Source organism: Neobacillus sp. DHD-1R, from assembly GCF_057747995.1.
On record NZ_CM173232.1, the window covers coordinates 2,368,041 to 2,392,017 of the forward strand.

A 23,977-nucleotide genomic window follows, 5' to 3' on the forward strand; every position below is an offset into this window, starting at 1 on the left:
TCGTGACGCTTATTCAAGAAGCTGCTACCCGCCTATTGGAAGCCGAGGAAACGAAGCAGGTTATTGAACCGTTAACCGTTTCCTACCCAGGCATTACCGTGGATGAAGCCTACTATACGCAATTAGAGATTATCCGTAGAAAAGTGGACCAAGGTGGTATCATTGTTGGGAAAAAAATTGGGGCCACCAGCAAAGCCATTCAAACGATGTTTGGTGTCAAACAGCCTGATTATGGTCATTTATTGGCTGACATGATGGTTGTCGAAGGTGAAACGATTTCACTTGATCACTTTATTCAACCAAAAGTAGAGTTTGAGATTGCCTTTATTTTAAAAAAAGATTTAAAAGGTCCTAATGTTTCCGTACTAGATGTTATCGAGGCAACAGACTATATCGTTCCGGCGATTGAAGTGATCGATAGCCGCATTGTGGATTGGCAGATCAAATTTGAAGACACAGTCGCAGACAATGGCTCTTCTGCTTGTGCAATAATTGGCGGGAAACCGACGAAGCTTGAAGGACTGGATCTTACCCATATTGGAATGGTGGCTTATCGAAACGGAGAAATGATTGATTCAGGAGCAGGGGCTGCCGTACTTGGAAATCCGCTTCGTTCTGTGGCCTGGCTTGCGAATTCTTTAGGGAAGTATGATGTAGCCTTAAAAGCCGGGGAAATCGTTCTCTCAGGGGCCTTAACAAGCGCAATCGAAGTGAAGGATCAGGACACATTTACGGCTGAGTTTGCTCACATTGGTTCAGTCACGGCTTCCTTTAAACGATAAAAAAGAAATTAGGTGATAGCTATGATCAAGACAGATGTGATCGATCAAATTGCTTTCGAACTTTATTCGGCAGAAAAACAGAAAAAGTCGGTAAATAAGTTTGTCGAGGCCTATCCAGAATTGGATGAAGCGTTAGCCTACCAGGTCCAAGAACGCTTAATTGAAATGAAATGCAAGCAAGAAAACACAAAAAGAGTCGGTCGGAAGCTTGGCTTAACGAGTAAAGCAAAACAAGTGATGATGGGTGTGCATGAACCATCTTACGGAGTATTGCTAGAAAATATGCAAATATTTGAGGGCGAGCGCATTTCACTTTCACCCTTTATCCATGCAAAAGTAGAACCCGAAATCGCCTTTATTTTTAAAAAGGAAGTAAAAGGTCCGCATGTAACCGTAGCAGATGTACTAGCGGCCACAGAATATGTAGCTCCTGCTGTGGAAATAATCGACAGCAGGTTCCAAGGGTTTAGCTTTACGCTGCCAGATGCCGTTGCCGATAATTCTTCCTCTTCCCGTTTTATCATAGGTGAACGATTCTTTGCACCCGAAAAATTCGATTTGAAATTAATGGGGATGGTTTTCAAGCAAAATGGGGAAGTCGTTGCAACTGGTGCTGGTGCAGCTGTGATGGGGCACCCTGCGAGGGCGATTGCATGGCTGGCAAATAAATTATATAAGGTTGGACAGAGTATTCAACCGGGTGAAGTTGTGTTAAGTGGTTCCCTATCAGCTGCCATGAAGATTGATGCGGGTGACCATTTTTCCGCAAGTTTCGATGGGCTTGGTTCGGTTGAGGCTGTATTTACTGAATAAACAACAGAGAAGGGAGAGCGTTTTATGCCATTTATTCAGGTTAATATACTTAAAGGCAGATCGCCTGAAAAGAAAGAACGATTGATAAGAGAAGTTTCCCATTTAGTTTCTGAGGTGTTAGAAGCTCCTGTTGAAAGTGTACGTGTGATGATCAATGAATGTGAACCTGAACATTGGGGGATCGCGGGCGAATCGGTGAAAAAAAGAAATGAGGCTTCAAAATGACAAAAGTTCAAACCGGGGTAAGAGAAGTTGGATTATATATAAACGGTGAATATGTGCCAGCAGGTAACGGGGCAACCTTTGATGTAAAAAACCCTGCTACCCAAGAAATCATTGCTAAGGTAAGTGAAGCAACAGAAGCAGATGTCGATAAAGCCTGCCGCGCTGCAAGGGATGCATTTGAAAATGGACCATGGCGGACGATGACGGTAGCGGAGCGCTGTGATAAACTTCGCCGCATGGCTGAAATTATCCTCGAGCGAAAAGAAGAAATCGCCAGGCTGGATGCGACAGATGTGGGGAAACCCTTTCACTCTGCCGTTCAACACGAAGTCCCGCGCGCAGCAAACAATATAAAATTCTTTGCAGATTTCATGGAACAACAAGGCGGGGAAACGTATCCGATGGAAGAAGCATATTTGAACTATACTCGGTACGAACCAGTTGGAGTTGCCGCGCTCATTACACCATGGAATGTTCCGTTCATGCTGACAACTTGGAAGCTTGGACCATGTTTGGCTGCAGGGAATACGGCTGTGATCAAGCCGGCAGAAATGACCCCGCTATCAGTGTCCTTACTTGGGGAGATTGCAAAAGAAGCAGGTATCCCAGATGGTGTCGTAAACGTCGTTCATGGTCTTGGCGGAGTAGTAGGAAATGCCCTGACTACTCACCCTGAGGTAGACTTAGTATCGTTTACAGGCTCTACTGCTACAGGAAAAAGAATCATGAAGAGCGGAGCAGATTCCTTGAAAAAGGTATCCTTTGAACTGGGCGGCAAAGCTGCCAATATTGTATTTGAGGATGCAAATCTTGATAAAGCTATCCCTGTTTCAATTCATGCTGCCTTTATGAATTCTGGGCAAATCTGTCTTGCGGGTTCAAGAATTTTAGTTCAACGCTCGATTTTTGATGAGTTTTTGGAAAGATTTAAGCAAGCGGCCATGGAACTAAAAGTGGGCGATCCACAGGATATAGACACGAAAATGGGTCCAGTCGTTAGTGAAGAGCATTATAAAAAGGTAACCAGTTACCTCGAAATTGCAAAGGAAGAACATGCAACCTTGATCTGTGGAGGAAAGCGACCTGATCTGCCTGAATATTTACAAGATGGGTATTATTTAGAACCTACTGTGTATGTTCAGGGAAATTCAAAATCACGGCTCTGCCAAGAAGAAATTTTTGGACCGATTGTAACGATTATCCCATTTGATACAGAAGAAGACGCACTACGAATTGCAAATGATACCGATTATGGCTTGAATGGTGTCGTCTGGACGGAAAATCTCCAACGTGCACACAGAATTTCTCATGCGGTTCGCGCCGGTACGATTTGGGTAAACTGCTGGTTTGTTCGTGATTTACGTGCACCATTTGGCGGATTTAAGAAGAGCGGAATTGGACGTGAAGGCGGCCATCACAGCTTGGAATTCTTTACGGAAGCAAAAAATATTTGTATAGCATTAAAGTAGTTTTTTAAAAAAGAAGAATAAGGGGAAAAGGCGTAGGGCTTAAACTACCTGTGCGCTTTTTCTTTGCCTCACAAAATGAAAGCGCTTTATACGTTGGGTGATGGCTTCTTATTTTCATTACCAATACCTTTTTAATAAGAAAAAAATCAGGAGCATAATTGATCCTATAAAGGCATTAACAAAAATTATTAGGAGGTCAATAAATGGTAAAGAACAGTGGAATAACGAAAGAAACACTCTTGACAATAAAAGAAAAATTGAAAGAGGGTGTATTACCTCAGTGGGTTTTAGCAGACAGAGAAATGTATGATTTAGAAATAAAAAAGATTTTTGGTCGAACTTGGCAGTTTTTGGCCCATGAATCTGAATTAAAGGAGCCTGGTTCATTCGTTACTCGTTGGATTGCCAATGATCCAGTGCTCATTACAAAAACAAAGTCAGGAGAAATCAAAGCTTTTCTTAATTCTTGTACACACCGCGGCACGCTTTTATGTACCGCGGATTCGGGAAAGCAAAAATCCTTCACATGCCCTTTTCATGGTTGGACCTATAATAATGAAGGGTGTCTTGTTGGAGTAGCGGTAGGAAATAAGGTATATGGGGAAGAGATGAACAAGGAAGATTGGAATCTTCGGCCAATCCCAAAAGTTGACAGTTATCAAGGGATGATCTTTGGAAACTTAGATTTTAATGCTGAATCGTTGGATGAATATCTTGGAAATATAAAATGGTATTTAGACATTATGTTAGGCAGAAGTGATGGAGGAATGGAAGTAATCGGGTCTCCACAAAGATATGTCGTTGAAGTGAACTGGAAAGTTACTGCGGAAAATTTCGAGGCTGATCCTTACCATGTTCAATTTACCCATAAGTCAACAAAGGAAATGGGAATTGCTCCTAGTGATCCCTTTTTTCCCGGACATGGTTATCAAGTTGTTTTAGATAATGGACATGGAATTAATCTTGTTCAATTAGATGATTCCGGAACATCTCCTTTCCCATATCAAGGAATGCCAGAGTCCATGTGGCCTATGTTTCAGAAAAATTTAACCACAGAACAAGAGGAGATATTAAAGAATTCCTATTTTGTCGGTGGAGTTTATCCTAATTTAGGATTTTTACAATTTAGTTTTCCTCCTTTTGAAGCAGACAATCATATATACAACTTCCTAAACTTTAGAGTTTGGAGGCCTTTAGCACCGGATAAAGTAGAAGTTTGGAGCTGGCACTTGATTGATAAAGCTGCTCCGGAAGATTATAAAGAAAAATCATATTTAGCCTTTTTAGGTACTTTTGGTCCTTCAGGTCTTCTTGAGCAGGATGATGCAGAAATTTGGAGCCGAGTTGCTCAAGCAAGTAATGGAATAATGGCCCAGGATAAAGAACTAAGTTATAACAATTTCCTCAATTATCTTATGGGTCTTGATCGCGTCCAGCCAGATGAGAGTTTTCCTGGACCTGGAACGGCTTACCCGCTCTGTTTCCTAGATACTTTATCGCGAAGTATGCATAAAAGATGGATTGATCTTCTTCTACAAGAGTCGATCGTCAAAGAGGAGGTCCGCTAATGAATCATGAAGTAGAAGTAAAAGCCCTACCTGTGAGTATAGATATACAATTTGAAATTACAAATCTCCTTTATCACGAAGCACATCTGTTAGATAGTCGGAACTATAAGGGATGGCTTGACCTACTTGCTGAGGATATCGTTTATCGGATGCCTGCGCGCATAACTAATGAGGGTAAACATGATACCCCAAACATTGATTATAAGTCGAGATATTTTGAGGAAACAAAACAAACGCTGGTAACAAGAGTAAGTCGGTTGGACACATCTTCGGCATGGTCAGAAATCTCCGGTCCACGACAACGGCACTTTATTAGTAACATTCTCATCGAAAAAGGAATGATGAATGACGGGGATGAAGAGTATTTTGTCCGCAGTAACTTCCTATATAAACGGAATAGGGGTTCTGCGATTACTTCCGAGGAATTATTTGGTCAGCGGGAAGATGTAATAAGAAGAGAAAAAGGTGAATGGAAGATTGCATCACGAATCATTTATCTTGATCAGACTGTCTTAGGAACAATCAATCTAAGTATGTTTTTATAATAAGGATTACCTAGGACTTATCCATAATCGGATAAGTCTTTTTTTCTTTTGATTTCAGGATCATGAACGAAAAATGAAACACAAATAGGAAAAAGGAAAAAATCACCATTCTTTTAGTAATGATTCCTGAGTGACTAGAAAGAGACTAATTTTGAAAAATGGTCTAAATCCAACAAGTAAATTGGCTAGTAAATTGAATAATTGATAGGATTGAAGGGTAAAAAAGAATAAAATAGAGGTAGAGATGCATGGATGTCTAGCTCTCAACCTAATACTTTTAATATCCAAATACATAAAAGGAGTTGTTCACATGAACCATTTGTTTACCCCATACGAATTTAAAGGACTAAAGTTAAAAAACCGCGTAGTTATGCCGCCAATGTGTCAATACTCCGTTACCGATAAAGACGGTATTGCAACTGATTGGCATTACATGCACTATGTTAGCCGTGCTATTGGCGGTGCCAGTTTAATCATTATTGAAATGACAGATGTAGATCCAGATGGTCGAATTACAGATTTTGATTTAGGATTGTGGTCGGACGAACAAATTCCTGCATTGAAACGAATTGTCGAGGGCTGCCACAAATATGGAGCGAAAGTGGGGATTCAAATTGCTCATGCGGGACGAAAAGCGAGAGATGCTGAGGTACCAGTTGCTCCTTCTGCCATTGCCTTTGATGAAAATTCTAAAACACCTAGAGCCCTTTCCACAGAAGAAATAAAAGAAATAGTCGAGAAATTCCGTTTAGCTGTGCAAAGAGCAGTAAAAGCAGGGGTGGATGTGATTGAAATTCATGGTGCCCACGGGTACTTGATTCACCAATTTACATCTCCTTACACTAATAAAAGAACAGATGAATACGGACAGGAATTAACCAAATTTGGTAAAGAGGTCATTCAGGCGGTAAAAGATGAGATGCCTATGGATATGCCGTTAATTTTACGGATTTCTGGAAGAGAGTATGTAGAAGGCGGTTATGGAATCGACGAAGCGATTGAATTTTCAAGGGAATATCAAAAAGCAGGAGTAGATATGTTCCATGTTAGCTCTGGAGGCGAAGGGCCGATTGGTTCCGCTGGAAGACCTGGAACTCATATAGCTTATCAAGTACCATTAGCAAGAGCCATTAAGCAAGCACTAAATATCCCTGTTATTGCAGTGGGAAGATTGGATGAACCGAGACTGGCGAACGCTGTCATCTGCAACGAAGATGCTGACCTTGTGGCTGTTGGAAGAGGAATGTTAAGAAATCCGTATTGGACTTTGGAAGCTGCATCAGTGTTAGGGAAAGAAACAGAAATCCCAAAACAGTATACGCGAGGATTTCGTAAACACTAAAGAAAAAATTTTAAAATAATATTTACGTAAAAAAGTGCGAATTCATTTCGCACTTTTTTTACTGGTCCCTCTTTCCCACCAATGACACCTGCTGCTAGTTTTAAACAGCATATAATGATTTGTAAAATACAGAATATTTAGTTATAATGTTACCATCGTTTAAAATAAAAATTTTTAACCTTGTGGAATAGCTGTTTGTTTAACTACTAAAATATCAATACAATGATTTTCTAAATTTGTATGTTTTTAGTCAGAAGAGATCTTTAAATAAGAGTCAGTGAAACGACAATGTTTTAGGCATTGTTTGTTTTACTGACCTTTTTTTAAAAATATGGGGTAAAGCGCTTTCGATAAAAGAACAATCATTGATACCAATGAAAGGAGTGGCACTAATAGTACAGAAATATGTAAAAACTATAAATTTCCTATTCAGAATACTCATAGTACTAGCACCTTTTTTGTTATATGCTCCTACTGCTTTTGCTGAAAAAACTACATATAAAATTGCCGGGGAATGGGCACTGCCTCCTTTTTCTTACACGAAAGAAGACGGGAAGCTGACCGGTATTAGTATTGATTTAATGCAGAAAGTGGCAGCCGATAACGGGCTTACATTTGAATATGTTCCAATGAGCAAGAATGAAGCACAAAAAGCATTGGAAGACGGGAAGGTCGATGCGATCGCTGGAATTGCCTACAGCACAGAAAATGATAGGCATTTGGATTTCTCTGAACCCTTTTTTACAATGTCTGACTCTCTTATTATTCCTAAGGATAAAAAAAGGCGGGTAAAAGGAATCGAAGACGTGCGTGATCTAAATGTAGTTGTAGAGAACCATACACCTGTTGTCGATACGCTTTTGAACATGCGAAATACCAAATTAACTCTTTCTACTAATCAATTCTCCGGTCTTCTTGCTCTCATCAATAGAAGGGCCGATGTTTTTATTGGAAATAAATGGACAGCAAAAGTTTATTTGCAACAATTAAACCAAGAAGATCATTTTGTGATTCTTGATGAAGTGATTGAACCGGCTGACTATACAATTGCAGTTAAGGAAGGTAATGACGAGTTACTTCGAATGATTAACCACACCTTGACCTCCTTAAAAGCGAAAGGGGAAGTTAATACTGTAATAAACAAATGGGTCCTAACGAAACCAGACGCTGTCATTGCCAGGTTGGAGCACTTTATTTTGCTATTAACCATCGTCTTATCGACCGTAGCACTAGTCCTTTTGTTTATTTACATTTGGAACCAACGTTTGAAAAAAGCTGTCAACCTGCAAACACGTACACTTCGTCGACTAAATAAGAATCTCGAAGAACAGCGTCAAGAGATCGCGGATAGTTATGCCTTTAAAGAACTAATTTTGAATAATATCGATACAGGCATTGTCACCTTTGCTCCTGATTTTACGATTACAAGCTGTAACGCAAGGGCAATGGACATGCTGAATCTTTCAACTATTACACCTTTACATCTTCAGAAGTCCTCTCTACTTGAACAAATGTCTCTTCCATCCCAGCATGATTCAGCTAGTCCTAATATTCTTGAAATCAACGAAAAGGGCCATAGAAAGGTTTTTTTCTACCGGATCATGAAAATGTATGACTCTCAACGTATGCAAACTGGATATTTACTATCGATTAATGATGAGACAGAAAAGAAGAAGCTGGAACAAAAATTGATCACACAAGAGAAGCTTCATGCTCTTGGCCAGCTCGTCGCAGGGGTCGCACATGAAATCCGCAATCCTTTAACAGCGATTAAAACATTTATTGAATTGTTGCCTAGAAAGTATGACCGTCCTCAATTTCGCGAGATGATGATGGAGCATGTACCCGCGGAAGTAAACAGGCTTGAACTGATCGTAAGTGATTTGGTTGATTACGCACGGCCAAGGCCGCCTAATAAACAACAGTGTACGGCACACGATCTTACTTCCTTGCTTGCATTTCTTCAGGTTACATTTAAGAAAAAACAAATCACTGTTCATCAATCTCTTAACGACCAGCTAATATTCTATATCGATCCTCAGCAAATTCGTCAAGTATTACTCAACTTAATTTTGAACGCCATTGATGCGGTAGAAGAGAAACTCGAGAAAAAACTTACGGTTACAATGGAAAAAGAAAATGAACATTCTGGACGAATTATGATTGCCGATTCCGGAAAAGGAATGATGCAGGACGAGCTTAATCGTATTTTTGAACCCTTTTATACAAGTAAGGAAAAGGGAGTAGGATTGGGCCTTGCCCTTTCTTACCAGCTGATTAAAGAAAATGATGGGGATATTCAAGTGTTCAGTCAATACAATAAAGGGACTATTTTTACGGTCACGTTACCTTTGTACCAAAAGGAGGAGATTGCAGATGAAGCCACATGTATTAATCATTGATGATGAACAAGCGATTTGCGCATCGCTTAACTTTGCTCTTGAAGATGATTATCAAGTAACAACAACAACGGATCCGGAAAAAGGTCTGCTCCTTATAAAACAAAAGCACATTGATATTGTTCTGCTTGACCTGAGCTTAGGAAGTCACAGTGGACTTGTTGTGTTACAAGAAATAAAACAAATGGATCCATCTGTTACCGTTATTATGATGACGGCCTATGCCTCAATCGAGTCCTCCATCAAAGCGATAAAAAGCGGAGCCTATTATTATATCGAAAAGCCTATTAATATGGAAGAACTCGATCTCCTTTTATTGAGAGCGACTGAATTTAAGAGAATGTCATCGGAAATCGAGACTCTTCATGAAGAACTGGGGCAAATACGAGGGTATGACAACTTCCTGGGTAAGAGTAAAGCGATGGAACGTGTATTCTCGATGATCGAGCGAATCAAAAACATCAATTCCAGTGTTCTCATCACAGGTGAAAGCGGAACAGGAAAAGAGCTTGTAGCACGCAGCATCCATAACACAGGTAAAAGAAAAAATGGCCCCCTTGAAATTGTGAATTGTGCAGCCATTCCTGAAAACTTGCTAGAATCGGAATTGTTTGGCTATGAAAAAGGTGCCTTTACCGGTGCGACACAGAGAAAAGAGGGGAAATGGGTGGCTGCTAATGGGGGAACTTTGTTCTTGGATGAAATTAGTGAGATGCCGCTCGCCCTTCAAGTGAAATTGCTTCGTGTTCTACAGGAAAGGGAGCTTACACCACTAGGTTCCAATAAAAAGATTTCGCTCGACGTTCGAATCATAGGTGCGACCAATAAAAACCTTGAACAAATGGTGGCAGAAGGAACATTCCGGGAAGATTTGTATTTCCGTATGAACGTGATACCGCTTTCCATACCTCCACTAAGAGAAAGGTCAGAAGATTTACCACTTTTGATCGACCATTTTTTACAAAAATACTGTCGGGAAATGAAAATGGGGGAGAAATATCTCACCCCAAATGCCCGAAGACGATTACTGGAATATCGTTATCCCGGAAATGTCCGTGAACTGGGAAACATCATCGAATATTCAGTGGCATTATCGATGAATAATGAAATTACCGTATTAGATTTACCCAACTATGTTCAGGAGAAAAGGCCGGCATTTTCCACAACAGGACAAGTGGATTGCGGCGGCAGCATGCAAATTCCGATTGGAATTCCAATGAAGGAGATCGAAAAAAAAGTGATCACTGCTACATTAAATCACTTTAGCAAACACCGCCAGAAAACAGCACAAACACTCCAGATATCGGAAAGGAGTTTACGTGATAAGATCAAACTTTATGCGCTCGAAGATCAGAACAAGAATGTTTAGCCAATCAAATGAAGCTTTATCGGCAGAATTTCACTTGTAAATGTAAAATCGGCAAAATTTGCCTGTTCAATACGGCAAATTTTGCCGATTTGATTTTATCATTCAGTCCAAATATATGAAAGCGTATACATTTTATAGTTATCAGAATTTTGGCACGTAAATTGCATTTATTTTTTAATGAAAGGAGATTCGTAGATGAAGATACGAACATTCTTCACTGCAACCATACTTTTAACCTTTCTGGCAGGATGCACAATGGAAAATGACAAGCAAGCAATCCCTACCCCGGCTATTGTGCATGCTCATCAGGAACATCCATCGGCTAAGTCAGAAGATGTTCTTATCATTGCAACAGGTGATATGTCCGGTGTCTATTTCTCTTTAGGTCAGGCCATGGCGGATTTGTATGCAAAGTACAATGGATTGGCATCAGCTACTCAAGTAACGAATGCTTCATTTCAAAATACCAAGTTAGTCACCCGAAAGAATGCCGAATTAGGATTTGCCACCGTTGACACACTAGGTCTCTTAGAAAAACAACACTTGAAAGGGGAGGAACCTCAAAAAACGCTGCGAGCCCTAACTGGTCTCTATTCCAATTTTATACAAATTGTCACTACAGAAAAAAGTGGCATTCACTCTTTAATGGATTTAACCGGAAGGCGGGTAAGTGTAGGCTCTATTGATAGTGGAACCAAACTTATTGCAGAACGCACGCTTCAAGAGGCTGGATTGACTAGTAATAAAATCAAAAAATTAACTCTATCTTTTTCACAATCCGCGGATGCTTTAAGGAATGGAACCATTGATGCCGCATTTTTTGTATCAGGCTTGCCAAATCCAGAAATTACATCCCTTTCTAAAGAAATGCCTATTAAAATAATTCCCATTCCGGAAGAAATCGTTAATCAACTTAGGGATCAGTTTGGTTTTTATTCAGAAGCCGTCATTCCTCAAGAAACCTACCATGGTCAGCAAAAAGATATACCAACGTTTTCAATCAAAAATGTCCTGCTTACAAATAAAGACATGTCCAATAAGGAAGCTTATAATCTAGTAAAAACATTATATGAGCATTTACCTGAACTGGAAGAAATACACCCTGCAGCCCGTGATATTAAACTTTTGGAAGCAAAAACAGGTATTCCACTCAGATTCCATCCCGGAGCGGAAAAGTACTTTTCAAAACATGGAATCTATCATTAAATCTACTATTTCAAACATAAATCACTGGAGGAGAGAAAGGAGTTCCAATCATGCAAGCAATCCAAAATGATGTAGAAATAATAGGGGCATTCAAACAATTTGGATCAAATGTGGTCCTAAACGGTATAGACCTTAATGTGAAGCAGGGAGAATTGCTTACCTTGCTTGGGCCATCCGGCTGTGGAAAAACGACAACATTAAATCTCATTGCTGGCTTTCTAGAAGCGGATGAGGGTGATGTATTTATTAAAGGGAAAAAAGTAACAAAAACACCGCCCTATAAACGCGATTTAGGTATGGTATTTCAAACGTATTCCCTGTTCCCTCATATGACTGTTTATGAAAATCTCGATTTTGGTTTAAAGCTGAGGAAGGTGGAAAAATCGGAAAAAGGAAAGAAGGTTGCCCGAGCACTTGAACTTGTCAAGATGTCAGGGCTTGAAAATCGCTATCCGCGTGAATTATCGGGAGGTCAGCGCCAACGTGTAGCGATTGCCCGAGCACTAGTAGTCGAGCCAGAATTGCTCCTTCTCGATGAGCCTCTTTCCAATCTAGATGCGAAATTACGGCATGAATTGCGGGTAGAAATCAAGCGCCTGCAAAAAGAAATTGGAGTTACGACGATTTTCGTGACACATGATCAGGAAGAAGCACTCTCCATGTCGGATCGAGTGGTTGTTATGAATACAGGGAAAATTGAACAAATTAGCACGCCAACAGCAATTTATAATCATCCTGAAACCGAATTTGTCTTTAATTTCATCGGAAAATCGAATTGCTTCGAAGGAACGATTGCTTCGATAGACAGTCAGAAAATTTCTGTCCTCGTGAATGACGAAGTAGCCCATGTCGACTTGGAAAATGTGATGGGGAGTGACAGAGCTTGCCGCATGAGAGATCAGGTAAAGCTGTATATACGTCCGGAAAAGATACAAATCTCTTCATCGGAAAGAACCTCTTCCACACTAGAGTTACACAAAGCGAAAATTACGCAATTGAACTATTTAGGAACCTCCTGGGAGGTTGATGTTTCATTGCATGGAAAACCGCTACAAATATTAACACCTTCCTTTGACACTAATTGGAGACAGGGAAGCGAGGTGTATATCGGATGGAACCCGTACGATCTTATGCTAATCAAGAAATAAAACAAGAACGAAATACAGTGACATTAGAACCTAAGAAAAAGTTTAAAAATAAAAAGAGCTGGATACCAGGTCTTCTGCTGCTCCTTCCCATTTTATTGTTCATATTTGGCTTTTTTATTGTGCCGATGCTGTACATCCTCTATTTAAGTTTTATTTCATCCGACAATTTAGGCGGCACGGACGCAGCATACAGCCTCAAAAATTATGTCCATTTTTTCACGGATAGTTACTATCTATCATCTCTTTGGGTCACGGTAAAAGTTAGCTTGTATACGGTAATTGTTTCTCTCATACTTGCCTATCCAGTGGCGTTAACGATGGCTAAAAGCTCGCCTCGAGTTCGTGGTGTGATCGCTTTATTAATCGCTTCTCCGCTTTTAGTGAGTATTGTAGTAAGAAATTTTGGCTGGTATCTTTTATTGCTGCCAAATGGAACGATTAACCAAACATTAATGTCGCTAGGGATTATCAATACTCCGCTCAAGCTTTTATTTTCAGAGGTTGGAGTGGTGATCGGTCTCTCAAACGCCTACCTGCCATTTATGGTTCTTGCGATTGCCACTAGCCTGTACAACATCGATCCATCTTTGGAAAAAGCGAGCGCCATCTTAGGAGCGAGTCCGATTCGTAGTTTCTTTTCCATCACACTTCCGCTCAGTTTGCCAGGAATCATTTCAGGTTGTGTGCTAGTGTTTAGCTTATCGATGAGCGCTTATGTCACACCTGCCCTAATGGGTGGTGCAAATGTGCCTGTGATGCCAGTGGTCGTATACGATCAAATTAATAATCTGCTGCGCTGGACGTTTGGATCGGCGATTTCATATGTTCTTTTGGCAACGACCCTCATTACGGTCACCATCTTTACACGTGCGTTTGAACGAAGCAAATTCAAGGAGGTTTTCCGTTAATGAAAAGTCTCACATGGTTGCGCACGGCCGCTGCGATCATATCGATTATTTATATATTAATTCCACTTATTGTGGTCATTCCTGCTTCCTTCACTAGTGCAAGTTATCCAAGCTTTCCTCCAGAGGGATTTTCCCTTCAATGGTATACAAAGCTTGTGGATCGCCCAGAGTTCATGGAAGCGATGATGAACAGTGTGAAATTCGCTCTTTTAGCCGCCTTTTTTTCTGTTCTATTTGGTACGCTCGGAGCGATGGCTATTGCAAAGTATGATATTCCAGGCAAAACCTATATTACATCACTACTCACATCACCATTAAGTGTGCCTCAACTTGTTCTTGGAATCGCGCTATTGATTTTCTTTACTCCATTGATGCTAGCTGGTACATCGACCGGCTTTTTACTCGCCCATATCATTATTTGTATCCCGTATGTCATCAGACTGGTTTTAACAGGACTTAGCGGATTTGATTACAATCTCGAACGTGCCGCGGCCATTCTTGGTGCAAATCCGCTTGTCGTATTTTGGAAAGTGACCCTGCCGCTCATACGCCCAGCGATTATTTCTGGAGGCTTGTTCGCCTTTCTTACATCGTTCGATAATGTAACGGTCTCCATGTTCATGATATCACCAGATATGAGGACGCTTCCGATCGAAATTTTTTCCCAGATGCAGGATGCCTATAATCCAATCGTTGCGTCTGTTTCCAGCGTCGTAATCTTCATCTCGGTCATTTTGATTGTGATTCTTGAAAAAATGCAGGGCGTTGGCAAAGTATTCGGCGGCTCACATTCGTAATCCAAATGGGACAAAATCCTGATAGAGACGGGGGAAAACGACTTTGTACGATTACATCATTATTGGCGGCGGTATTGTTGGACTATCAGTTGCTATGGCACTCTATAAAAAATATCCGCTCATAAAAGTTGCCGTGGTAGAAAAAGAATCCCAGCTTGCGTTTCATCAAACCGGTCACAACAGCGGGGTAATCCATTCTGGCATCTATTATAAGCCTGGCAGTCTGAAAGCCCGCTTAGCCAAAGAGGGTAACAAGTCGATCATTGCCTTTTGCAGGAAATATGGTATTCAGTATGAACAATGCGGCAAAGTTATTGTTGCCACTTCTAAAAATGAACTTCCATTATTAGAAAATCTATGTCAACGGGGATTAGAAAATGGTCTAGAAGTTAGCAAAATCGACCGAGAGAGACTGTTAGAATTGGAGCCTAATGTAAGCGGTCTTGAAGCCATTCATGTTCCAATGGCCGGTATTGTGAGTTATAAAAATGTTTGTGAAAAGATGGGAATGATTATTCGCGAGAATGGCGGAGAGATCTTTTTAAATACGGAAGTGAAGAGCATAAAAGAAACTGAAAAGGAAGTCATCATTGAGACGAATAACCGGGTTCTTCATGGCTCCATGCTCATTAACTGTGCCGGCTTGCATAGTGATCGTATGGCAAAGTTAACAGGGTATAAACTGGATTTAAAAATTGTTCCGTTTCGCGGAGAGTACTATCAACTTGTACCTGAAAAAAGACATTTGGTCAAAAACCTTATATACCCTGTTCCAAATCCTCATTTTCCTTTTCTGGGGGTGCATTTTACTAGAATGATAGACGGTACGGTGGATGTAGGACCAAATGCCGTTTTAAGTTTGAAACGGGAAGGATATAAGAAAACGTCTTTTAACTTTAAAGATGCAGCAGAGGTACTGTCCTACTCAGGATTTTGGAAGCTAGCGAAGCTTTATAGGAAAGAAGGGATGGAGGAGATTATTCGTTCCCTTTCATAAAAAGAAATTGCTAGAAGAGGTTCAAAGACTCGTTCCAAGTGTAACGGAGAAGGATCTCATTCCCGGACCAGCCGGTGTACGAGCCCAAGCCTTACGATTCGATGGTTCATTAATAGATGATTTTTATATTGTTAACGGCAAACGTTCTATCCATATCTGTAATGCTCCTTCTCCGGCCGCAACGGCCTCGATCGAGATTGGTAAAAAAGTAGTAGAAATGCTCACATCGTACTCCCTAGTAACGTAACGATTACCCAAGTATTTAGAAGAAGGGCTGCATGTGTTTTGGATGGATGAATGGTATGGAAAAGCAAAGGAAGTGAACAAGATGGGGACTGAATTCATTAGGGAAATCGAAAAAATCATCCCGTCTGACCGTGTATTTATCGATTTAGCAGAAAGATATTCTTATAGTTTTGATGCCTCTTTTGGCCAGTATTTACCTGATATTGTCATTCAACCAAGTAATAAAGAAGAGATCAGCCAGCTTGTCAAACTAGCGAATAAATATCTTATTCCCGTCTATCCGAGAGGCGCCGCAACTTCACTAAGTGGGGGACCACTTCCGGTTAAGGGAGGAATGGTTTTAGATATGTCTCGACTGAATCACAAATTAGTCATTGATCGTGAAAATTTACTTGCCATTGTTTCACCAGGCGTCATAACGGCAGACATTCATAAAAAAGCAGAGGAAGCCGGATTATTTTATCCTCCTGATCCCAGCAGTTCCCAGGTTGCAACGATAGGGGGCAATCTTTTGGAGAATTCAAGCGGACCAAGAGGGCTTAAGTATGGAACAACTAAAGAATATGTGATTGGCTTAGAAATTGTCACGCCATTGGGGGATATAATCAAGACAGGCGGCAAAACCGTAAAAAATGTAACTGGATACGATCTTACAAGGCTGATTGTTGGTTCAGAGGGTACATTGGGAATTGTAACAGAAGCGATTTTACGGTTAATCCCAAAGCCGCAAGCACGAAAAACCTTGCTTGCATACTTTAACGACTTTGTTGATTCTGGTCATGCGATAACAAAAATTTTAGCTTCTGGTATTTTACCGTCCGCGATGGAATTAATGGACAATGCCTGTATTCGTGCGGTCGAAGCTTATAGTCCGTCTGGATTATCAGTAGAAGCAGATGCAGTCATTATCATCGAGGTAGATGGACATCCAGCAGCTATTGAAGAAGAAATGGAGAAATGTAAAGAGCTGTGTGTAATAGCACGAGCGATCAATGTAAAAGTAGCGCAAAATGAGGCTGAAAGGGAAAGTATTTGGAAAGCGAGAAAGATGGTTTCACCTGCTATAACCCGAATGGGTCCAACAAAAATATCTGAAGATGCAACCGTTCCACGCAGCCAGATTCCAGCCATGATGAAACGGCTAGAGCAAATAAGGGAGAAATATCAACTGAATCTCGTTGTTTTTGGCCACGCCGGTGATGGCAATCTTCATCCGAATATTATCACGGATAAGCGAAACATTCCCGAAATGAAAAAAGTCGAGGATGCCGTTAGCGAAATATTCGAGGCAGCTGTTGAGCTAGGGGGAACTCTTTCAGGGGAACATGGGATTGGAATTTTAAAATCCCCTTATATGGAGATGGAGCTTGGAGAAGCAGGGCTATTGATGATGAAAAAAATCAAAGATGCTTGGGATCCAAATCAAATTTTAAATCCTGGGAAAATTTTTCTAACAGTTGGTCAGACAAAGGTGGCGCTTACCTAAATGAAAGCATCTGTCATTCAAGAAAGCAAAGTTAGCAATCTAGCCGCGCAAAAGCTATTTGAACAAACCTATGATTGGACAAATCAATGTATTCAGTGCGGTTATTGTTTACCAGCCTGTCCAACCTATACATCTATGGGGAAAGAATCAGCTTCTCCACGAGGAAGAATCAATCTCGTTAAGATGGCATCTGAGGGAAAGATTGAGATTGAAGAACATTTAGCGAATCCAATCGATTTATGCCTGGGATGCCGGGCTTGTGAGACTGCCTGTCCGGTCGGTGTGCCGTATGGGCATATCCTAGAAGCGGCGCGAGAAATCATTGAAAATAGACAGAGTAACGACCAGTATACCGTTGCGAATAGGTTGAAAAATGGAGCATTAAACCACTTATTTCCTTATCCTAGACGGATGAAAGCACTTGGAAATCTAGTGTGGTGGTACCAAAAAACGGGACTAAATAAATTGGTTCACCGTACAAATGTGCTTAATAGGCTATCAGAACCGATGGCCCAGCTAGAAAAAGCAGTTTCTTTAGTCGAATCTCCGTCTAAACGACTCAAACGTGGGACTACTATTCCTCCAAAAGGGGAGAAGAAAATTCGGATTGCTTTTTTCACTGGTTGTATTATGGATGCGATGATGTCGCGAACGAACCGTTTGACGACTGAGCTGCTAACATCGATAGGATGTGAGGTGGTGATACCAGAGGCGCAAACATGCTGTGGGGCCCTGCACGCTCATCAAGGTCAACATGAAATGGCAAAAGAATTAGCTAAAGCAAATATAAGAGCCTTTGAGAATTCGGGTGCCGATTTCTTTGTGAACAATGCCGGTGGCTGTGGAGCCGCACTAGTGGAATATGACCATTTATTAGCAAATGAAGCTGAATGGAGGGATTTAGCTAAGGAGTTTGTTAAAAAGTCAAAGGATATAAGCCAAATTCTTGTCAAATATGGCCCACTTCCCTTAAAAAAATCTTCGGCTGACATTGTGGTGTATCAGGACTCCTGTCATTTACGGAACGTTCAAAAAGTATATAAAGAGCCACGACTGCTGCTTCAGTCCATACCGGGTGCCACATACATCGAAATGGAAGGAGCCGATCGCTGCTGTGCGTCAGGAGGCATTTACAATCTGCTCCACTTTCATGAATCGATGAAAATACTCGATGAGAAGATGACGAAAGTAACCCAGACGAATACGACCGTTGTCGTCACTGCCAATCCTGGATGCCAACTGCAAATAAGCCTCGGTATTCAACGGCAAGGACGTTCCAATCAAATAAGAAGTATGCATTTAGTTGAACTATTAGCAGAGAGCTGCGGTTTTGGATAAACAACTTGCTTTATCAATAGGAGGGAGATGGATTCTTATGGATTTGGGATTAAAAGGGAAAGTAGCACTTATCACGGGGGCAAGTAAAGTGATTACGTTTCTCGTGTCTGATGCAGCATCCTATGTAACCGGGACAGCCGTCAATATCGACGGCGGGAAATCGGGAGCACTATGAAAATCGGGCTGATTCATGCTACAACCACGGCATTAGATCCAATCGTCAAAGCATTTGAACAGGAATCCAGTCATGTTGAACTCCTGCATTTTATGGATACTGGATTGCTTTCAATGATAGAAGAAAGTGGTTCACTTACACCAGAGATTATCCGACGATTTTCCTTATTAGTGAACTTAGCTGATGAATCGGATGTGGACTGTATTCAGCTCAGTTGTTCTGCGTTTAATAACGTAACGAATATCCTGCAGCCGCTATACCCAATGAAATTATTTCGATCAGATGAAGCCGTACTCGATGAGGCGTTAGTCTATGAAAGGATCGGTTTAATTTCTACCGTAAAAGAAACGCCTGTAGCTTTATTGAGTTATTTAAAAGACAAAAACCCAGGTGTTCAAGTGGAATCCATAGTAGAACCGGGACTTATCCACACACTGATTAAAGGGAATAAAGGACAACACGATCATCGGGTGAGAAATATGATTCATCAGTTAGAAGGGAAGGTAGATGTGATTGTCCTATCGCAATATAGTATGGAGCATATCGCGGCACAGGTTCAATCAACTGTCCCCATTCTAACTGCACCAAAAGCCTCCGCTAAAAGATGCCTTGCCTATATACGCAATGTATCATCGGTGTGAGTGACCTTAAACCATAAGCTAGGAGGGATGTATGATGACACTGCCATTAGAAGATATAAAGATTCTTGATCTATCGAGAATTTATGCCGCCCCTGCAGGTTCTATGATTCTAGCGGATTTGGGGGCAGATGTAGTTCGGATTGAATCGCCTAAAGGAACGGATAGTATGCGGGATTGGTCCCCCTTTGTACAAAGTGAAAGCACATATTATTTCACCGCGAACCGAAATAAACGATCTGTTACCATCGATTTGAAAAATGAGACAGGGAAAGCATTATTTTTAGAACTCGTTAAAAAAGCGGATGTCGTTCTTGAAAACTTTGTTACAGGGACACTGGATCGGTTAGGGATTGGGTATGAACAACTGAAAAAAGTGAATCCCAATATCATTCTTTGTTCCGTTACAGGGTATGGGCAAACGGGACCTTTTTGCAAGGAACCAGGTTTTGACCCTGTGATTCAAGCGATTGGCGGGTTGATGGACGTAACTGGATTTAATGAAGGAGAGCCAACCAGGGTCGGAGTACCGATTGTCGATATTATTTGTTCTTTATATACAGCGGTAAGCATTATGTCTGCGATCCGAGCAAGAGATAAAGGAGCCGAAGGGCAGCACATTGATCTATCTTTGTTAGATGTCCAAATTAGCTCGCTTGCGAATATTGCGAGTAGTTTTTTAAATACAGGCTATATCTCGAAAAGATTAGGCAATCAGCACAATAATGTTGTTCCATACCAAGTATTCCAATGTGAAGACAGGCCGATGATGATTGCCGTTGGAAATGATAAACAATTTAAGAAACTCTGTGAAATCCTTGATCGCCCTGAATGGCTCACAGAGGAGAAATTCAGGACGAACAGTGCGAGGGTTGCCAATCGTGAAGAAATGACAGAGCAATTAGAACACATCTTTATCACGAAAACGGCAGATGAATGGTTTAAGCTTCTTTCGGAAAAAGGAATTCCTTCAGGCCCCGTTAACAATGTGGAACAAGCATTAGAGCATCCTCAAGTTCTAGCGAGGGAAATGGTGGAAGAAGTTTCACATCCTACGTTAGGAAAAATTAAATTAGTCCGAAATCCAATTCGTTTTTCGAATACACCAATGAAGATTCGCAGGCACCCGCCTCTGTTAGGGGAGCATACGGTTTCCTTTCTGCGAGAGGAATTAAAACTAGATTTACAAGAAATCGAGAATTTAAAGTCCGAGGGAGCCATTTAATCGATTTTTATACAAACCTATTAGAACGAAAAAAAAATGAATGAAAAGGGTGCTAACATGTCTGATTTATTTTTTGAAGTAGAGGATGGAATCGCAACGATTACACTAAATCGACCTTACGCAAGAAATGCTTTTAGTCTGCAGATGATTAAGTCATGGATTAAGGCCTTGGAAGAGGTCAGGGACAACGATGAGATTCGTGTGTTGATTTTAACAGGGAATGGCAAGGCTTTTTGTGCCGGCGGGGATATTAAATCGATGAAAAACGGATTAGGTTTCTTAGATCTCTCCGGTCAAGAAGAAAAGGATTTCTCAACAACGGGATTAGCGCGAAAGAATAGTTTATGGAAGCATGTCCAAAGAATTCCGTTGTTAATGGAGGAAATTGACAAACCAACGATTGCCGCGATAAATGGAGATGCCATTGGAGCCGGACTCGACATGGCCTTGCAATGTGATTTGCGCATCGCTTCTTCGGGGGCAAGATTTGGTGAAGGATATGTCAACGTAGGAATTGTCCCAGGTGACGGCGGTGGTTACTATTTACCTAGAATAATAGGGATTGATAAAGCACTTGAATTGTTATGGACGGGGAGAATTATAGATGTGGAAGAAGCTTCTAAACTTGGATTGATCACAAAACAAGTGCCGCATGAAGCATTGATGGAGGAAGCGTATAAACTAGCCAATCAACTAGCCCGTGGTCCGCAACAGGCGATACGCTTAATCAAACGGACGGTCTATCAAGGTTTAAAGATGGACTTAAGAACTTCTCTCGATATGGTGTCTTCGTTTATGGGGTTGGTTACTGAACATCCTGATTATCAAGAAGGCTTAAATGCAATCAATGAGAAACGAAAGCCAGAATTTAAATAAGTTGGTTCCATAAAGCCCTTAAGGGTTCTGCGTAAAGAAAGTTTCCTAGATTACCAAACATGTTTTCCCCTTAAGGGTAGCTTATAGATTATTCGGAGGTGAATGATATTGGTAAAAAGTTTGGAGTTAGAAACGATACAGCTAACGGAAAAGTCAGAAAAGCTTCGACAGGAAGTACGACAATTCCTAAAAAAGGAAATAATAGAAGGAGCATTTGTTCCTCATTGTGATTCTTGGTTAAGTCATTGGGATGCAAAGTTTAGCAGCAAGCTTGGGCAACATGGATGGCTGGGAATGACCTGGCCCAAGGAGTATGGCGGTCATGAGCGTTCGGCATTAGAACGCTATGTGGTGACGGAAGAGTTATTGGCTTTCGGTGCACCTGTGGCTGCACACTGGTTTGCCGATCGTCAGACAGGTCCCCTTTTCCTGAGATATGGAACGGAGAAGCAAAAAAATGAATTTCTTCCACGCATCGCTCAAGGTGAAATCTTTTTTTCCATCGGACTAAGCGAACCAAATTCAGGTTCAGATCTCGCCTCGATCTCGACGAATGCAAAGAGAGTAGAAGGCGGCTGGAGGCTTAATGGCAGTAAGGTATGGACAAGTGGGGCACATCATGCACATTTTATGGTGACCTTATGCCGTACCTCAGCGAAAACAGACAACAGACATGAAGGGTTAAGCCAATTAGTGGTGGATTTATCTGCCGCTGGTGTAACTGTGCGCCCGATCAAGTTAATGACCGGGGAACATCATTTTAATGAAGTATTTTTTGAAGATGTCTTCGTTCCCGATGATATGGTGGTCGGAACGATTGGGGATGGCTGGAAACAAAGTATGGCTGAACTAGCCTATGAACGTAGCGGACCAGAGCGATTCTTAAGTACCTTTCCCCTATTTGTTGAGTTAATTCGCGTTTTGCAACAAGAAGGAGCCAATGACCATATAAAAATCACAATTGGTAAATTAGCAGCACGTCTAACAACGTTACGGGAAATGTCGCTAGGAGTGGCGGGCTTGCTTGAAAAAGGTGTTTCTCCTGATGTTACGGCCGCGTTAGTAAAAGATATAGGAACAAAATTGGAGTTTCAGATTGCAGAAGCTGCCAGAGAATTAGTATCTGCGCACACTCAAGTAACCAATGTTCGCTTTAAATCCTTGTTAGCGGAGGCGTTATTGCATTCTCCTGGTTTTACACTTAGGGGAGGAACAACAGAAATATTAAGAGGCATTATTGCAAGGGGGGTAGGGATCCGATGAACGAAATGAGTCAGATTATTCAGGAAACGACAGAGAAAATCATGAAGGATTTGTGCACGAAACAAGTGGTTGAAGCTGCTGAACAAGGCATTTTTCCTACAGAACTATGGGAAACACTTGTTGAGACCGGAATGACAGCGATTGGGATTTCTGAAGAATCAGGCGGGACAGGGGGAGACTTAGCTGATGCCCTTACGTTCTTAAGGAATGCAGCGCGTTTCTCAGCACCCATCCCGATTGCTGAGACGTTTATGGCAAATTGGCTCCTTTCGAATATCGATTTACCTTTATTAGACCAACCCACCACGATTGCTTCCTTTCAAAATGGGAATCAAATAACATTCAATGAAGTTAAAGGCGGGTGGACGATTTCTGGTTCTGCCTATGATGTACCCTATGCACGATATGCGGAGGCGATTGTGGTCATTGGGGAGTCCGAACAGGAAAATATGGTGGCAATTGTAGATCCGGGTACTTGCCGTATCGATGAGGGGAAGAATTATGCAGGTGAGGCAAGAGATCATGTGTACTTTACAGATGTTCAAGTACAGAGTGATAACGTAGCTAGCCTAAGAGTAGTCAATGTTGATAAGTTCTACTATATGGCTGCACTGATTAGGTCCGTTCAAATGACTGGCGCACTCGAACGGATTCTTGAATTGAGTGTGAATTATTCAAAAGAACGAATCCAATTTGGACGCCCAATCGCCAAATTTCAGGCAATTCAACAACAAATCGCCATACTGGCGGGTGAAGTTTCAGCCGCAAAAGCGATTACGGAATTAGCCATTAAGTCTTTTGAAGCTGGCAATGGAAAGAACCAAATCATCGCAGCAAAAATTCGAGTAGGTGAGGCAGCTAGCCTTGCCACGCCGATCGCCCATCAAATACACGGAGCAATTGGTTTTACGGAAGAACACTCTTTGCAGCAAAGCACGAGAAGACTCTGGTCATGGCGAGATGAATATGGAAATGAGAGTCATTGGGCCAGCAAACTAGGTGATGAAATTTTTAATATGGAAGCAGATGATTTATGGTCTTTCATAACATCCATGAACAATCAAATTTCCATTTAACGATTCTACTTCGTTATGAAGCTGAAAATCTTTTTTCTCGCTGATGTACCAAATTAAAATTTGATAGGACAATAAAGGGAGGAAAG

At 41.2% G+C, this 23,977-nt stretch carries 20 protein-coding genes and 2 pseudogenes; all 22 read left to right on the top strand.

Annotated elements, in window-relative coordinates; all coding sequences use genetic code 11:
* Window positions 1–2: 2 nt before the first annotated feature.
* The 22 genes and pseudogenes from AC3ANL_RS11445 (at window position 3) to AC3ANL_RS11550 (ending at window position 23,891) form a co-directional block, all read left to right on the top strand.
* Entirely contained in the window at window positions 3–782 is a 780-nt protein-coding gene (locus AC3ANL_RS11445) for a 2-keto-4-pentenoate hydratase (protein WP_488329334.1), read from the top strand.
* A gap of 15 nt (window positions 783–797) precedes the next feature.
* Complete coding sequence (locus AC3ANL_RS11450) at window positions 798–1,595, top strand: 2-keto-4-pentenoate hydratase (protein ID WP_488329707.1); 798 nt, start codon at window positions 798–800, stop codon at window positions 1,593–1,595.
* A 24-nt stretch (window positions 1,596–1,619) separates the two neighbouring features.
* Window positions 1,620–1,820 (top strand): 2-hydroxymuconate tautomerase, encoded by a 201-nt coding sequence (gene thmT / locus AC3ANL_RS11455; RefSeq protein WP_488329335.1) that lies wholly within the window; start codon window positions 1,620–1,622, stop codon window positions 1,818–1,820.
* Window positions 1,817–3,289 (top strand): aldehyde dehydrogenase, encoded by a 1,473-nt coding sequence (locus AC3ANL_RS11460; protein WP_488329336.1) that lies wholly within the window; start codon window positions 1,817–1,819, stop codon window positions 3,287–3,289. The genes thmT and AC3ANL_RS11460 overlap by 4 nt, the downstream gene beginning before the upstream one ends.
* A gap of 203 nt (window positions 3,290–3,492) precedes the next feature.
* The gene (locus AC3ANL_RS11465) at window positions 3,493–4,857 is read left to right on the top strand and encodes an aromatic ring-hydroxylating oxygenase subunit alpha (RefSeq protein WP_488329337.1); all 1,365 of its coding nucleotides are present in this window, start codon (window positions 3,493–3,495) and stop codon (window positions 4,855–4,857) included.
* Window positions 4,857–5,402: an aromatic-ring-hydroxylating dioxygenase subunit beta gene (locus tag AC3ANL_RS11470; RefSeq protein ID WP_488329338.1), complete on the top strand. Its 546-nt coding sequence runs from the start codon at window positions 4,857–4,859 to the stop codon at window positions 5,400–5,402. The genes AC3ANL_RS11465 and AC3ANL_RS11470 overlap by 1 nt, the downstream gene beginning before the upstream one ends.
* Before the next feature lie 310 nt (window positions 5,403–5,712).
* Window positions 5,713–6,744, top strand: coding sequence for an NADH:flavin oxidoreductase/NADH oxidase (locus AC3ANL_RS11475; RefSeq protein WP_488329339.1), 1,032 nt, complete (start codon window positions 5,713–5,715; stop codon window positions 6,742–6,744).
* 374 nt (window positions 6,745–7,118) lie between these two features.
* On the top strand, window positions 7,119–9,146 hold the full coding sequence (locus AC3ANL_RS11480) for a transporter substrate-binding domain-containing protein (protein ID WP_488329708.1): 2,028 nt from the start codon (window positions 7,119–7,121) through the stop codon (window positions 9,144–9,146).
* Window positions 9,121–10,512, top strand: coding sequence for a sigma-54-dependent transcriptional regulator (locus AC3ANL_RS11485; RefSeq protein ID WP_488329340.1), 1,392 nt, complete (start codon window positions 9,121–9,123; stop codon window positions 10,510–10,512). Before AC3ANL_RS11480 ends, AC3ANL_RS11485 begins: the two co-directional genes overlap by 26 nt.
* 195 nt (window positions 10,513–10,707) lie before the next feature.
* On the top strand, window positions 10,708–11,718 hold the full coding sequence (locus tag AC3ANL_RS11490; RefSeq protein WP_488329341.1) for a TAXI family TRAP transporter solute-binding subunit: 1,011 nt from the start codon (window positions 10,708–10,710) through the stop codon (window positions 11,716–11,718).
* Between the two features lie 50 nt (window positions 11,719–11,768).
* Entirely contained in the window at window positions 11,769–12,866 is a 1,098-nt protein-coding gene (locus AC3ANL_RS11495) for an ABC transporter ATP-binding protein (protein WP_488329342.1), read from the top strand.
* The gene (locus AC3ANL_RS11500) at window positions 12,830–13,774 is read left to right on the top strand and encodes an ABC transporter permease (protein ID WP_488329343.1); all 945 of its coding nucleotides are present in this window, start codon (window positions 12,830–12,832) and stop codon (window positions 13,772–13,774) included. Before AC3ANL_RS11495 ends, AC3ANL_RS11500 begins: the two co-directional genes overlap by 37 nt.
* Entirely contained in the window at window positions 13,774–14,571 is a 798-nt protein-coding gene (locus tag AC3ANL_RS11505; protein ID WP_488329344.1) for an ABC transporter permease, read from the top strand. Before AC3ANL_RS11500 ends, AC3ANL_RS11505 begins: the two co-directional genes overlap by 1 nt.
* A 43-nt stretch (window positions 14,572–14,614) precedes the next feature.
* Window positions 14,615–15,815: pseudogene (lhgO, locus tag AC3ANL_RS11510) on the top strand (L-2-hydroxyglutarate oxidase).
* A gap of 81 nt (window positions 15,816–15,896) precedes the next feature.
* Complete coding sequence (locus AC3ANL_RS11515; protein WP_488329709.1) at window positions 15,897–17,300, top strand: FAD-binding oxidoreductase; 1,404 nt, start codon at window positions 15,897–15,899, stop codon at window positions 17,298–17,300.
* Window positions 17,301–18,638 carry a (Fe-S)-binding protein gene (locus AC3ANL_RS11520; protein ID WP_488329345.1) on the top strand — a complete coding sequence of 446 codons (1,338 nt, stop codon included), beginning with the start codon at window positions 17,301–17,303 and terminating at the stop codon, window positions 18,636–18,638. It begins immediately after the preceding gene.
* Window positions 18,639–18,717: 79 nt separating this feature from the next.
* Window positions 18,718–18,813: pseudogene (locus tag AC3ANL_RS11525) on the top strand (SDR family NAD(P)-dependent oxidoreductase); the annotation flags it as partial.
* On the top strand, window positions 18,810–19,454 hold the full coding sequence (locus AC3ANL_RS11530) for an aspartate/glutamate racemase family protein (RefSeq protein ID WP_488329346.1): 645 nt from the start codon (window positions 18,810–18,812) through the stop codon (window positions 19,452–19,454). The pseudogene AC3ANL_RS11525 and the gene AC3ANL_RS11530, both read left to right, overlap by 4 nt.
* 31 nt (window positions 19,455–19,485) lie before the next feature.
* Complete coding sequence (locus AC3ANL_RS11535) at window positions 19,486–20,676, top strand: CaiB/BaiF CoA transferase family protein (RefSeq protein WP_488329347.1); 1,191 nt, start codon at window positions 19,486–19,488, stop codon at window positions 20,674–20,676.
* A 57-nt stretch (window positions 20,677–20,733) separates the two neighbouring features.
* Window positions 20,734–21,552, top strand: a complete 819-nt coding sequence (locus tag AC3ANL_RS11540) for an enoyl-CoA hydratase/isomerase family protein (protein WP_488329348.1) — start codon at window positions 20,734–20,736, stop codon at window positions 21,550–21,552.
* A gap of 102 nt (window positions 21,553–21,654) precedes the next feature.
* Window positions 21,655–22,815 (top strand): acyl-CoA dehydrogenase family protein, encoded by a 1,161-nt coding sequence (locus AC3ANL_RS11545; RefSeq protein WP_488329349.1) that lies wholly within the window; start codon window positions 21,655–21,657, stop codon window positions 22,813–22,815.
* Window positions 22,812–23,891 carry an acyl-CoA dehydrogenase family protein gene (locus AC3ANL_RS11550; protein ID WP_488329350.1) on the top strand — a complete coding sequence of 360 codons (1,080 nt, stop codon included), beginning with the start codon at window positions 22,812–22,814 and terminating at the stop codon, window positions 23,889–23,891. The genes AC3ANL_RS11545 and AC3ANL_RS11550 overlap by 4 nt, the downstream gene beginning before the upstream one ends.
* The last annotated feature ends 86 nt before the right edge of the window (window positions 23,892–23,977 follow it).

What these genes read in the sequence shown, in the direction of transcription:
- thmT (WP_488329335.1), top strand. Translation starts at nt 1,620, where the DNA reads ATGCCATTTATTCAGGTTAATATACTTAAAGGCAGATCGCCTGAAAAG.
- AC3ANL_RS11460 (WP_488329336.1), top strand. Translation starts at nt 1,817, where the DNA reads ATGACAAAAGTTCAAACCGGGGTAAGAGAAGTTGGATTATATATAAAC.
- AC3ANL_RS11465 (WP_488329337.1), top strand. Translation starts at nt 3,493, where the DNA reads ATGGTAAAGAACAGTGGAATAACGAAAGAAACACTCTTGACAATAAAA.
- AC3ANL_RS11470 (WP_488329338.1), top strand. Translation starts at nt 4,857, where the DNA reads ATGAATCATGAAGTAGAAGTAAAAGCCCTACCTGTGAGTATAGATATA.
- AC3ANL_RS11475 (WP_488329339.1), top strand. Translation starts at nt 5,713, where the DNA reads ATGAACCATTTGTTTACCCCATACGAATTTAAAGGACTAAAGTTAAAA.
- AC3ANL_RS11480 (WP_488329708.1), top strand. Translation starts at nt 7,119, where the DNA reads ATGAAAGGAGTGGCACTAATAGTACAGAAATATGTAAAAACTATAAAT.
- AC3ANL_RS11485 (WP_488329340.1), top strand. Translation starts at nt 9,121, where the DNA reads ATGAAGCCACATGTATTAATCATTGATGATGAACAAGCGATTTGCGCA.
- AC3ANL_RS11490 (WP_488329341.1), top strand. Translation starts at nt 10,708, where the DNA reads ATGAAGATACGAACATTCTTCACTGCAACCATACTTTTAACCTTTCTG.
- AC3ANL_RS11495 (WP_488329342.1), top strand. Translation starts at nt 11,769, where the DNA reads ATGCAAGCAATCCAAAATGATGTAGAAATAATAGGGGCATTCAAACAA.
- AC3ANL_RS11500 (WP_488329343.1), top strand. Translation starts at nt 12,830, where the DNA reads ATGGAACCCGTACGATCTTATGCTAATCAAGAAATAAAACAAGAACGA.
- AC3ANL_RS11505 (WP_488329344.1), top strand. Translation starts at nt 13,774, where the DNA reads ATGAAAAGTCTCACATGGTTGCGCACGGCCGCTGCGATCATATCGATT.
- AC3ANL_RS11515 (WP_488329709.1), top strand. Translation starts at nt 15,897, where the DNA reads ATGGGGACTGAATTCATTAGGGAAATCGAAAAAATCATCCCGTCTGAC.
- AC3ANL_RS11520 (WP_488329345.1), top strand. Translation starts at nt 17,301, where the DNA reads ATGAAAGCATCTGTCATTCAAGAAAGCAAAGTTAGCAATCTAGCCGCG.
- AC3ANL_RS11530 (WP_488329346.1), top strand. Translation starts at nt 18,810, where the DNA reads ATGAAAATCGGGCTGATTCATGCTACAACCACGGCATTAGATCCAATC.
- AC3ANL_RS11535 (WP_488329347.1), top strand. Translation starts at nt 19,486, where the DNA reads ATGATGACACTGCCATTAGAAGATATAAAGATTCTTGATCTATCGAGA.
- AC3ANL_RS11540 (WP_488329348.1), top strand. Translation starts at nt 20,734, where the DNA reads ATGTCTGATTTATTTTTTGAAGTAGAGGATGGAATCGCAACGATTACA.
- AC3ANL_RS11545 (WP_488329349.1), top strand. Translation starts at nt 21,655, where the DNA reads ATGATATTGGTAAAAAGTTTGGAGTTAGAAACGATACAGCTAACGGAA.
- AC3ANL_RS11550 (WP_488329350.1), top strand. Translation starts at nt 22,812, where the DNA reads ATGAACGAAATGAGTCAGATTATTCAGGAAACGACAGAGAAAATCATG.